General features: G+C 38.7%; 8 protein-coding genes. 4 read left to right on the top strand and 4 right to left on the bottom strand.

Annotated elements, in window-relative coordinates; all coding sequences use genetic code 11:
- Nucleotides 1–221: 221 nt before the first annotated feature.
- The gene (locus ACYVHJ_RS14695) at nt 222–1058 is read left to right on the top strand and encodes an ion transporter (RefSeq protein WP_339901486.1); all 837 of its coding nucleotides are present in this window, start codon (nt 222–224) and stop codon (nt 1056–1058) included.
- A gap of 94 nt (nt 1059–1152) precedes the next feature.
- Here the strand turns inward: ACYVHJ_RS14695 and ACYVHJ_RS14700 are convergent, their stop codons facing one another.
- Nucleotides 1153–2250 (bottom strand): hypothetical protein, encoded by a 1098-nt coding sequence (locus tag ACYVHJ_RS14700; protein WP_460515974.1) that lies wholly within the window; start codon nt 2248–2250, stop codon nt 1153–1155.
- Nucleotides 2251–3787: 1537 nt separating this feature from the next.
- Entirely contained in the window at nt 3788–4114 is a 327-nt protein-coding gene (locus ACYVHJ_RS14705; RefSeq protein WP_460515976.1) for a hypothetical protein, read from the bottom strand.
- 1533 nt (nt 4115–5647) lie between these two features.
- On the opposite strand from ACYVHJ_RS14705, the gene ACYVHJ_RS14710 reads away from it, so the two are divergent.
- Nucleotides 5648–6457, top strand: coding sequence for an HAD-IIA family hydrolase (locus ACYVHJ_RS14710; protein WP_460515978.1), 810 nt, complete (start codon nt 5648–5650; stop codon nt 6455–6457).
- A gap of 616 nt (nt 6458–7073) precedes the next feature.
- Here the strand turns inward: ACYVHJ_RS14710 and rluF are convergent.
- Both rluF and ACYVHJ_RS14720 read right to left on the bottom strand, forming a co-directional pair.
- Nucleotides 7074–7805 (bottom strand): pseudouridine synthase, encoded by a 732-nt coding sequence (rluF, locus tag ACYVHJ_RS14715; RefSeq protein ID WP_460515980.1) that lies wholly within the window; start codon nt 7803–7805, stop codon nt 7074–7076.
- Between the two features lie 13 nt (nt 7806–7818).
- A complete protein-coding gene (locus ACYVHJ_RS14720; protein WP_460515981.1) occupies nt 7819–8808 on the bottom strand; it encodes a D-alanine--D-alanine ligase family protein in 990 nt (329 codons plus the stop codon).
- Between the two features lie 101 nt (nt 8809–8909).
- Here ACYVHJ_RS14720 and ACYVHJ_RS14725 point away from each other — a divergent pair, with 101 nt between their 5' ends.
- Together ACYVHJ_RS14725 and ACYVHJ_RS14730 are read left to right on the top strand one after the other, a co-directional pair.
- Nucleotides 8910–9878 carry a ligand-binding sensor domain-containing protein gene (locus ACYVHJ_RS14725; RefSeq protein ID WP_460515983.1) on the top strand — a complete coding sequence of 323 codons (969 nt, stop codon included), beginning with the start codon at nt 8910–8912 and terminating at the stop codon, nt 9876–9878.
- 447 nt (nt 9879–10325) lie between these two features.
- A complete protein-coding gene (locus ACYVHJ_RS14730; protein ID WP_460515985.1) occupies nt 10326–12245 on the top strand; it encodes a peptide-N-glycosidase F-related protein in 1920 nt (639 codons plus the stop codon).
- Nucleotides 12246–12437 lie beyond the last annotated feature (192 nt).

Genomic DNA, 12437 nt, shown 5'->3' on the forward strand with positions numbered 1-12437 from the left:
TTTTTTACCAACAGCATACCAAAAACTTCCAAAACCAATATTTGAATCAATTCACCCTAATCCAAAGCAGTAAAATTTTTAACTTGTTTACATAATTAGGTTATTTGTAAATTAGGCACCTAAACCGGCAGAATTGCACAAACTTATATTTATCGTTTCGGGTAGTGCTTAACACAACCCATTTAAGTATTGGTCCATGGACCGGGAAAAATTTACCAGATATGATTTCCTTACCTTCAAAACAACGATTGGCACATATTGTATACGAATCCGATGACCGTGCCTCTAAAGCCTTTGATCTGGTTTTATTGGTTATGATTCTATTAAGTGTGGTAATTGTAATTTTAGACTCCGTTCAGCAAATTCATGACAACTTTGGTCCACTCTTGTATTGGCTGGAATGGTTTTTTACCCTCATCTTTTCCATCGAATATTTATTACGTATCTGGTTAAGCAACAAAAAGACAGGCTATTTATTTAGTTTTTATGGTATAGTAGATTTGCTAGCTATTTTACCAACTTATTTAAGCTTATTTCTATATCAAACCCAATACCTTACTGTTATTAGGGCCCTTAGGTTTTTGAGAATATTGAGAATTCTTAAACTTCCTGAATACCTTAGAGAAGCTTCACGGTTAACGGATGCCTTAAAACACAGCAGGGCTAAAATCCAAATTTTCGTGGGATCGGTTCTGACCATCGTCTTGGTAATGGGTTCTGTCATGTATATCATTGAAGGACCTGAAAGTGGCTTTACCTCCATACCCAGGTCCATGTATTGGGCAATCGTCACCTTAACTACAGTTGGGTATGGAGACATTGCTCCGGCAACAGATTTCGGTCAATTCATGGCTTCATTGATTATGCTAATCGGTTATGCCATCATTGCAGTACCCACAGGTATTGTCACCTCTGAACTGGTTTCCGCAAGAAATGCTGATGAGATAAAAAATTTCCCGGATTTAAAAACCTGCAATGCCTGTCAACTAAACAATCATAGTTTGGATGCAATCTTTTGCAGGCGATGTGGCACCCGTCTATCACCTAAAACCAAGTAATCAATTTTATGACCATGCTTCCTCAAAAAATCGGGAGATAAATTTTAAGCTGGATACTATTAATAAATGGGAGTTAATATTTTTAAAAAGCCATTTATTGATCATAACCATAGTTGTCATAAGCAGCTACTATTCTCCTGTTAGGCGTTCTACAAGTATTGGGAAAGTCGAAGAAAAACATACATTCCGGTAAACCATTGGTAAAAGTAAGCGTAACAGCACCATTTCTTTTTCCTGAAAAACCGGCAAAAATATAGTTGGCTTTAATCTTTGCTGGCCTACCACTTTCATCTCTGGACACTACTGAAACATTGCTCACACTCCCTTTTTGATACCTATTCATTACCCAACCTTTGGAATGATCACTGATTAAATCATCTATTAATTGAAGGTAATTTTGATCCTTAAATGTCCCAGAGCCACCTGTGGAAATAGTTGCAGGTTGTACCTCATTTGCCGCCCCTAGTTTTACAGGTTGTTTGTTCAGGGCAAAAAATTTCAAGTTCTCCTCAAAGCGAATCAATCCGGGACTATTGCATTCATTCAATACCATAAGCTCATTCATGTCACTTATAACCTTCTGCACGTCTACCACCATGTCCATCATTCCTTCTATCCCATTATTCTGGCTGATTACAGCAAAAACATTCCTGAAAACATCTGCAGACTGAATTTTTTCCAAAGCCAATTTCCCATCATACATGTCCGGCTTGGCATATAAGCCTGTACCTACTGTCACCCATTCCACACAATATCTGCTAAGCTCAACGCCATACCTATCTCGAGTTACTTGTTCTGTAACACATTCCTCACGGGTCATTTCAACTTTATTTGCGGGTAAAACATCCCTACATTTTCTAGCATAGCTATTGAGGTATGCACTATACAAAGAAGAAAAAAACCGTGAGTCTCTATCAAAAGGGATATTAATAAAATCCCCTTCAAAAAATTTTATCAGTAGGTCTTCATTGGCTAGCCCATTAACATTAAAAGGCAAAGAATCTACTTTAAATTTAGTATCATCTGCTTCTTTTACCAATTTAAAACTTCCGGAGGGATTTTTAAAGAGCAGCCTATTCACGTTTTGGCTTCCTACTTCAAATTGGAATAACAAACTATATAGTAGTATAGAAAATAAAGGAGAAAAGCTAAAAAAACACTTTTTCAAAGAGTCGTTTCGAAAATAGCTCATTTCATTTCAAGATTAAATGGCACCATAAGCTTTATCTAAAAATACTTACATTTTCAATAACAAAAAAATTCATGAGTCCATTTTTCCCACACCCTAACTTCCAATCGGCAATTATATTCGAAGAATTCCATCTTTTATCGAATAATCAGAGTTGGAAAAAACAATATCCACGCAGCAAGCCTGAACGTTTGACACATAAAAAAATAGCAACAAAAAAAAGCCATGAAATAAAATCTCATAGCTTTAGTCAATTAACAATAAACCCAAAATAACCTGCTGTAGGAGAAGGAGTCGAACCTCCACGGAGTAGTTAGGAAAAATACGAGCTCGATATCTTCTTTATCCTGTGATCTCCACCCCCGAGACAGGAGGGCATGTCTGCCAGTTTCATCATCCTACAGTATATATCAGTAATAAAGATTCCCTTCACTACCCAAAGACCTTTTGTCTTTGTTTGATATGTCAAAGGTAAGAAAAAGATTAATAAATTAAAATTACGGCAACATAAATTAGATTTATTTACATTATTTTTAATAAATAAGTATTATAATTAACTATTTCATTTTCCAGCCACTTCTACAATCCCTTGGATTGAAATATTTGCAAAGGACTATAAGCAAAGCAGGAATCCTTACCATAACCAACAAACCCTTACCGGAAGCAAAGCGTTAATTCCGGAAACATTTTTAAATTAAGACATCAAAAAACCAATACAAAAAAAACACCGAATTTCAAGCCTCCCAAACTCCGTAGGAGTGTCGTTTTTGTAACCGAGGGTGCCAAACCTAGGAAAATAGGAATATACACATCTTGATTTTGGCGGTATTATTGTTCCTTTTACAACAATCCTGTCAAGCCCAACCGAAAACAATACTATTATTCACAAATAAATCCTAAACCCTGAAAGGGTGACAATATAATAGCCGAGGGTGTCAGCCCTCGGGATACAATGAAAAAGCATACCTTGATTTTGGCGGTATTGTTGCTTTTTTTTTGCAACAATGCTGACAAAATCACCTTGAGAACCGACAAACAAAAAAAGCCATGAAATAAAATCTCATAGCTTTAGTCAATTAACAATAAACCCAAAATAACCTGCTGTAGGAGAAGGAGTCGAACCTCCACGGAGCAGTTAGGAAAAATACGAGCTCGATATCTTCTTTATCCTGTGATCTCCACCCCCGAGACAGGAGGGCATGTCTGCCAGTTTCATCATCCTACAGTATATATCAGTAATAAAGATTCCCTTCACTACCCAAAGACCTTGTCTTTGTTTGATATGTCAAAGGTAATAAAAAGATTAATAGATTGAAATTATGGCAACAAATAATGTATATTTTTACACTATAATTATTATAGATGCTATTTTGTTTTATTTTCATTAATTCAACACTTCTAAAATCAACCTAAATTAAAAGATTTGCAATAAATAAAACACACAACCTCGATTTGACAAATGAAGCGACATTACTTGCCTACAAAACACATCTACCTTGGGAATGAAAACAAGCATTTTCGCTCGTATTCCAGCCTATTTTTAGGAGAAAGAGAGATAAAAACCATCCGAAATCAATATAAAAAACACCGACTTCAACCTCACAAACTCCGGAGGAGTGTCATTTTTGTAGCCGAGGGTATCAACCCTCGGGAAATGAGTTATATGTACGTCTTGATTTTGGCGATATTGTTGCTTTTTTTTCTGCAACAATGCTGACAAAATCTTATCGAAAACAAACGCTTCGAACTCTTTTGCGGGTTTTTGAAGTGGAAAAGGGTGCGCCAGTCTCCCCAATGTTGAGATTCCTTCGCCTTCCAACGCGGAATGCCCTCGCAAAGACTCGGAATGACGTAAAATAATCGTCATCCGTCCCTATCTTTCGGCCACTGAGCCTGTCGAAGTGAGCCGGGATGTTCTTGTTACGTTTCATTGCGAACCCTTTTTGGAGAGTTGTTGTGTATGGAAAGGAGTCAAACCTCATTCCGTTGGAGATTCCTTCGACTTTCTCTACGCAAGCCCCCGCAAAGTCTTGGAATGACGGATTGGCTGGTAAAGAACTAGCAGAACGTCATTGCGAACCCTTTTCTGGAGAGGTGTAGCGTAGGGAAAGGGTGTGGCAATCTCATTACCTTGGAGATTCCTTCGACATTCTACGCGCAAAGCCCCTGCAAAGTCTCGGAATGACGAATATATTAACTTCCGCCTTGTAGATTTTCGGCGTTAAGAAATTTAAGCAGGGATGGCAAGGGCACAGGCACTGTTTGACGAAGTTTTTGGTTTAGTAATTATTAAAAAGTAACGCCAATGTTAAAACCAAAAACTAAGGAGTTTGCCTGTGTGCGGGAGGACTTAAATTTTAGCCGAAAAGATACTCAGCGGTGGGGTTTTTTGCTTACTTTTTTGACCACTGAATTGCTCCGCTTCAGGACAGGTCACTGACTAGCTCCGCTTCAGGACAGGTTGTTTACTTTTTGGGCCACTGAGTTGCTACGCATCAGGGCAGGCCCTGACCGCTTCGCATCAGGGCAGGCCTATAGCAAAAAAGTAAAAATGCTCTTTTTAATTGAATGCTGTCAACTTGATTGCTGCATTTATAAATGTTAATTCTTGGAAGGACGATTTTTTCAAAATTTTTAGGCGAACTCAGTTCATATTATTCACGCAAAACCCCAAACCCTGAAAGGGTGAAAATATTATAGCCGAGGGTGTCAGCCCTCCGGATATAATTAAAAAGCATACCTTGATTTTGGCGGTATTGTTGCTTTTTTTTGAAACAATGCTGACAAAATCACCTTGAGAACCGACAAACAAAAAAAAGCCATGAAATAAAATCTCATAGCTTTAGTCAATTAACAATAAACCCAAAATAACCTGCTGTAGGAGAAGGAGTCGAACCTCCACGGAGCAGTTAGGAAAAATACGAGCTCGATATCTTCTTTATCCTGTGATCTCCACCCCCGAGACAGGAGGGCATGTCTGCCAGTTTCATCATCCTACAGTATATATCAGCAATAAAGCTTCCCTTTACTACCCAAAGACCTTTTGTCTTTGTTTGATATGTCAAAGGTAATAAAAATACCATTAAATTAAAATTACCACAACATAAATTAGATTTATTTTCACTATTTATATTTTATTCGATTTTTATTACATTTTAAACATTTAACAAACTCTCAGAGAGACTCCTATTGAAAGATCGCCAAAGAACTTAATTCCCATTACCAAAAAAACTTCAAAATCAACCCAACACCATCATTTACCACTTTCAAATATCAGCAACCAAATAAATTATTTTTTATCATTTTAATATTTATACAGCTATACATTTGAATATATAATATTTTTATTAAACCTTTGTTATTGATTACATATTGAAATTAAACCACAACAACTACTAAAATGAGAGAGACAGGATTTTTAATTGACATGGACGGGGTCATCTACCGAGGAGGAGAACTAATACCCGGTGCAAAAGATTTTATTCAGAAACTAATTGAGGAAGAATACCCCTTTAGGTTCCTTACCAACAACAGCCAAAGAAACTGCAGAGACGTAGTAGCCAAATTAAGCCGTATGGGAATCAATGTGCAAGAAAAGCATATTTTCACCTGCGCAATAGCCACAGCAAGATACCTGGCTTCACAAAAACCCAACGGAACAGCCTATGTTATTGGAGAAGGCGGTTTACTTACCGCCCTTCACAGCAACGGGTACTCCATCGTCGACGATGCACCGGACTATGTAGTCATTGGAGAAGGAAGAACAATCATGCTTGAATCGGTTGACAAGGCCATAAACATGGTAATGAATGGTTCAAAACTTATCGCCACCAACCTGGACGCCTACTGTCCAAGCTCCAATAACTCAATCCGTTCCGGATGCGGCGCATTCGTATCGATGATAGAAATGGCCACAGGCAAAAAAGCATTTAGCGCAGGAAAACCCAGCCCCGTAATGATGAGAATCGCCAAGGCAGAACTAGGCACACACTCAGCCAATACCATTATGGTAGGAGATACCATGGAAACAGATATACTGGGAGGCGTACAAATGGGATTTAAAACAGTGCTGACCTTAACCGGATCTACTAGCACCGAAGACCTTGATTCTTACGCCTATAGACCTGACCATATCATCTCTAGCATACAAGAATTGAACGACCCGATGGTCATGGAAAAAATCATCCATGGAGAACTGGTACTTCAGTAAAAAATCATTATGTAGGTAAAAAAATATAAAACCTAAGCCAAAACGCAGCACAAAGGTAACGCTATAGATGGCGTTACCTTTTTTTAACCCTAGACCAAAAAAAAAAGCTATGAAATAAAATTTCATAGCTTTAGTCAATTAACAATAAACCCAAAATAACCTGCTGTAGGAAAAGGAGTCGAACCTCCACGGAGCAGTTAGGAAAAATACGAGCTCTATATTTTCTTTATCTTGTGATCCCCACCCCCAAAAGAAGAGGGCATGTCTACCAGTTTCATCATCCTACAGTATACATTAGCAGCAGACCTTCTGACTACCACCCAAAGACCTTTTGTCTTTATTTGATATTTCAAAGGTAATAAAAAGATTATAAAATTAAAATTTCATCAATAAAACGGATGATTATTACATTATTTTTATTTTCACACTGTTTTTTATAGATAATACTCAAACCAACTCTGGCTAAGTCGCATATTTTTAGAAAAATGACAATAATAAATACGAAATACGCATTTACAAGTTGTAATTTAACCCTAATAATTATCTTTTAACGTAAATTACAGTAAAATAGGTTTAAATATAACCCTATATATTGTGCTTATGCATTTTTCAGGAACTAATCCCTCAGATGAGTCTTTGATGAATCTTTGACCAAGTATTTTAATTCCTCAAGCTCATTAGGAGTTAAATCTCGCCATTTCCCTCTTGGCAGGTCTAGCTTTATATTCATGATCCGGACCCGCTTCAACGCCACAACTTTATACCCCAAATAATCACACATCCTTCTAATCTGTCGATTTAAACCCTGCGTAAGAATAATCCTAAATGTATCTTTCTTCATTTGCCGCACTTGACACTTTTGCGTTACTACCCCTAAAATAGGAACGCCATTGCTCATTTTTTCTAAAAAATCTCCTACAATGGGCTTGTTAACCTTTACTATGTATTCTTTCTCATGAGCATTTCCTGCCCTTAGAATTTTATTGACGATATCTCCATCACTCGTTAATAAAATAAGTCCTTCGCTAGGTTTATCTAATCTACCTATATGAAAAATCCTTTGCGGATGGTTTATATAATCCACAATATTGTCTTTTTGGCTGGTGTCAGTCGTACAAACAATCCCTACCGGCTTATTGAAAGCAATATAAACAGGTTGTTCCTTGGGAGCACTTACCAATTCACCATCCACACGCACCTCATCCCCGGGAAGTATCTTGGTGCCCATTTCCGGAACTTTGCCATTGATTGTTACCCTATCTGCGGCAATCATCCGATCCGCCTCTCTTCTGGAGCAAAAACCAATTTCACTTAGGTACTTGTTAATCCTGACTTCATTTTTCACCATCCTTCGTTTTTTATTAAGGCCACATTTCTTCTATCACTTCTGTATAGAATGTTTTAAGACTCATTCCTACTGCTTTCACTTGCTGAGAAATCAAACTTGTTTCCGTTTGACCCGGTACGGTGTTGATTTCAATAAAATAGAATTTATCCGTCTTGGTTTCCAAGAAATAATCCATTCGAACTGCACCTTTACAATTCAATGTTTGGTAAACCTTTTCGGCAATTTGCTTCACCCGAGCTACATCTCTTTCATCCATCCTACCGGGAGTAATTTCTTCTGAAACTCCGGGTTGGTATTTGGCCTCAAAGTCAAAAAACTCTTTAGAACTGATAATTTCAGTAGAAGGAAGCACTACGATCTTGCCATTCGTTTTATATATCCCAATAGAGAATTCCCTTCCACTTACAAACTCCTCCACTATCACCTGCCCATCTTCCTTAAAAGCCAGGTCCAAAGCTAATGATAACTCCTCAGCACTTTTCACTTTACTCATACCAATACTACTGCCCCCATTGTTGGGTTTTACAAATATTGGCAACCGCAACTCTTCAAGGAGCTGCTCAGCTAGTCCGGGCTTATTGGCAAACAACTGTACAGACCTTGCCACATGTAAATCGGGGATTTCCGCAACAATCTTTTTTGTATAGGCCTTGTTCATGGTAATGGAAGATGTCAGCGCATCGCAAGTTGTATAAGGAATGCCTAACATATCAAAATACCCCACCAGCTTACCGTCCTCTCCGGGAGACCCATGTATGATATTAAACACTCCGTCGAAAGTAAGTTTTTTTCCATTTTTCAAGGCAAAAAAACCGTTTAGGTCCATAGGTAATCTTGTCCCATCCTCTTCTTCCAAATACCAATTGTTAGGATAAATATGAACTTTATGCACTTCATAACGATCTCTATCCAGATTTTGGGCAACGACAGTAGCGCTTTTTTCAGAAACCACAGACTCCCCGGTATAGCCGCCCATGACCAAAGCAATTTTCCTTTTATTCATTAATCTCAATTTTGATGCGATTTACAAGAATATTTTGTAAATAAAATCATAAATAACTAATTTGATAAATAATTCCACATGGAATTGTTCTAAACAAAAAGATGATGAAGGCCCTTTTCTTACTATTCTCTATCTTATTTCTTGCTTCTGCTTGCAATTGGTCTTCAGAGGATCCCCTCTATGGTAAGCAAATCCTAGAGGGATATCATATAACCGCTATTGATTTTGACAACGCTGGCAATGCATGGCTGGGAACGCTTGGTCAAGGATTGATAAAATATGATGGGAAAAATAAAATTGTTTTCTCTGAAATAAAGGACATGATTCGGTCAATTAAAGTAGACAGCAAAAATCAGGTTTACATAGGTACCAATGGTTTGGTCAGGTATGATGGGGAAAAATTCAGCCACTTTAATTCGAACAATGGGCCAATCGAAGGCCATGTAAACGCAATCGCTATTGACTCTCAGGACATGGTATATTTTTCCGTTGGTAGCTTTAACGATGGTGGTCTGGGAAAACTAAACAAGGATATCCTGACTTTTTATGATCCGGACAACTCACCTTTACCTGCACACTGGGTGAGTGGAGTGGCCGTCAATCAGCAGGATGAGGTCTGGATGGCTTCCCAAACCAGTGTAGACGACACCTATTTAACCAAATTAAATTCACAGGGCCAGTGGAAAGTTTACTCTCCAGAGCAAATAGGTTTTAGACCCTATTCTATCACTAATCTTCAGGTAATCAGCAATGGAGAACTATTTGGTGGTATAGATTATTCCTTGTCTAGTAGTTCCGGCACTTCCAGACCCCAATTATTTACCTATAATGAAATCAAGGGTAAAGAAATTACAGCGAACAAACCTTTTAACACCAATTTTATTCTGGCAGATGGCTCAGACCGCATTTGGTGTGCCGGAATGGGTGGTTATGGCGTTTATGAAAATGGGCAATGGTCCTGGGATGAGGATTCTTTTCAAGAAATAGGTATTTTTACCATCGCTGAAGCCCCTAATGGTGACATATGGCTGGGAACAGGGGATGGTGTCCGCGTGCTTTCTTTTCCTTAAGTTTTAGTGCGATTTACCCTATGACTTCGACTCCGCTCAGCCGCCGGGTATCAAAAGAGGACCGAGTGTGAAGAAAAGTGCCGCTAAGGCACTTTTTAGCGAGGAGCCAGCCCGCGGGGAGGGCTGGAATAAAGATCGCAAATAATAGTTGATAAAACGCTAAACGGTTCTTCCAAGATTTACATAATCTAGGCAGTGCTCGCTCGGCATTCTCTGGCTTCGGCTCGGCTCGACCGCCGAAATTTGCTTTGATTGGGTTTATCTAATAACCAGTAATTTGTCTATCTACAACTTAATTCAAGCTAATACAGCATCAGGTATTGAAAAACATTTCTTAAAATTGATAAGAAAAACTTATTGGAGTTTTTAGCTAATCTAATTTTGATGGTAACTTTGAGCCTTTCAGCTATTTTTATCTAAAATTATAAACCTACCTTATTTAACCCCATGAAGCAATTCTTACTGATAGGCACTTTATCCTTCTTGGTCAATTCATTCCTTTGGGCCGGTCAAGGAGATACCCTACAAATCATTAGCCATGATGCCATTACCGTAGTAACCAACCCCTCCAAAGGAGCCAACACTTATACAGAGTGGGCCGTATTCCCCGAAATAGAGGTTCCCATTCGAAAGATTGTTATGAAAATCAAGTTTGCCTGCCCCGATAATATGCGCTGTGCAGACTGGGATTATTTGGATCATATAACCATTAAGAGAACCGGGGGTAAGGAGGGTGAATTACAGGATTTTGAAATAGGAAGAATGCTTACTCCTTATGGAGGTGCATTTGGGGAAAAATGGGAATTTGACTGGCAGGTGGATGTTACAGACTTTTCCCTATTGTTAAGAGACAGCGTAGAGTTGGAATACAAGCATACCGGCTACGAGCCCAATAATGACCGTGGTTGGAAAGTCACAGTAGCCTTTGACCTTATCAAAGGTCAACCAGCCATGGAGCCTATTTCCATAACCAAAATATACGATGGCTCCTTTGCTTACGGAGACAAGGAAAAGCCCATTGAAAAAGCTTTGAAACCGGTACAGTTTACCTCAGAAAAAGATGCCGCTATGGGAAGGTTACGCATCCTCCAAACCGGACATGGCATGGATCGACCTGATGGATGCGGAGAATTTTGCAATAAATACCGGGACTTTCTTCTGGACGAAAAATTGGTTGCCAGTCGTCAAATTTGGAAACAGTGTGGAGAAAACCCCCTGTATCCACAAGCAGGAACATGGATTTTTGACCGTGCCAACTGGTGCCCAGGAGACCTGATCCAACCAGATTTATATGATTTTGCCATTGCAAAACCCAAACATACTATTCAGCTGAAAATGGAGGATTACAACTCTCCCAAACCCAGTGCCAATGAACTAATTGCAGCCTACCTGATCCAATACAAGGCTTATAAGAAAAAAAATGATGTTGCCATTGAGGATGTTATTATCCCTTCAAACAAAGCCATCCATAGTAGAATAAACCCTACTGCTTTTGGCCCTACTATAGTGATTAAAAATAACGGAGCCGAACCTTTAACCAAGCTAAGCATCAACCATGGGTCAAAAGGACAAGAATCCAATATCTATAACTGGAAAGGCATACTCCAGCCCGGCGAAATAGACACAATCAAAATGCCCGGACTTATCCCTCAAAAAGGCCCACTCACCTATCAATTTGAACTGAGAAAACCTAATGGGAGAAAAGATGCTTCAAAACAGGATAATTTTATGTTGGCCAACTATAGCCCAACACCTGTCCATGAGCCTACTTTGATTTTTCACTTGGAGACCAACAAGAAGCCCGAAGACAATGGCTACCAAATCGTGGATGCCGAAGGAAATATACTTTACCAAAGAGAGGTGGGCACTTTGGTTGCTGACACCTTATATAAAGACAGCCTCCAATTAAACAAAGGTGCTTATCAATTAATGTTCAAAGATAAAGGAGGAGACGGCTTAGAGTTTTGGTATAAAACGAGGGCCGGAAGAGGAAAGGCCATCTTACTCAATTCACAAGGAAAAATTGTCAAAAGCTTTAATTCAGATTTCGGAAGTAGCATCACTTATAACTTTACAGTGGGCGATACACCTGACCCAATTTTGGAAAATGAAATTTCTCTGGGTGTATTCCCTACCCGAACAAAAGATTTTACTTACTTCGATTTCTTATCAAACAATCCGGAAGAGGTACTTATCAAGTTAATTAAAGACCCCGGAGGAGAGGTAGTGGAAGAGCATCTTTACCGAGATTTTAAAGAAGGTAGGCTCACCTTTGACTTAAGCAGGTACCCAAAAAGCAGGTATTTTTTCCGGGTTTTTGTTAATGATAAGGTAGTTTATAATAAAAGGTTAAGGGTGAAGGAGTAATCAGTAGGCAGATCGCTTATGTTCACGATTTTGGCTTTTGAAATCAACTGTATGACTTCGATTTCCGCCCGCAATAAAAAGGGCTTATTGGAAAATTCGATAAAATTTGACCACGTAAGTATAAACTAATCCCTTCGTGGTTATTTTGTGTGTTTATCTTCTGATCAGCAGTACAATTCGACTACGGTAAAG

The organism is Cyclobacterium sediminis (assembly GCF_054781075.1).

Bases quoted from the DNA above. Each gene is read 5' to 3' on its own strand.
- ACYVHJ_RS14695 (WP_339901486.1), top strand. From the start codon at position 222: ATGATTTCCTTACCTTCAAAACAACGATTGGCACATATTGTATACGAA.
- ACYVHJ_RS14700 (WP_460515974.1), bottom strand. From the start codon at position 2,250: ATGAGCTATTTTCGAAACGACTCTTTGAAAAAGTGTTTTTTTAGCTTT.
- ACYVHJ_RS14705 (WP_460515976.1), bottom strand. From the start codon at position 4,114: ATGACGATTATTTTACGTCATTCCGAGTCTTTGCGAGGGCATTCCGCG.
- ACYVHJ_RS14710 (WP_460515978.1), top strand. From the start codon at position 5,648: ATGAGAGAGACAGGATTTTTAATTGACATGGACGGGGTCATCTACCGA.
- rluF (WP_460515980.1), bottom strand. From the start codon at position 7,805: ATGGTGAAAAATGAAGTCAGGATTAACAAGTACCTAAGTGAAATTGGT.
- ACYVHJ_RS14720 (WP_460515981.1), bottom strand. From the start codon at position 8,808: ATGAATAAAAGGAAAATTGCTTTGGTCATGGGCGGCTATACCGGGGAG.
- ACYVHJ_RS14725 (WP_460515983.1), top strand. From the start codon at position 8,910: ATGATGAAGGCCCTTTTCTTACTATTCTCTATCTTATTTCTTGCTTCT.
- ACYVHJ_RS14730 (WP_460515985.1), top strand. From the start codon at position 10,326: ATGAAGCAATTCTTACTGATAGGCACTTTATCCTTCTTGGTCAATTCA.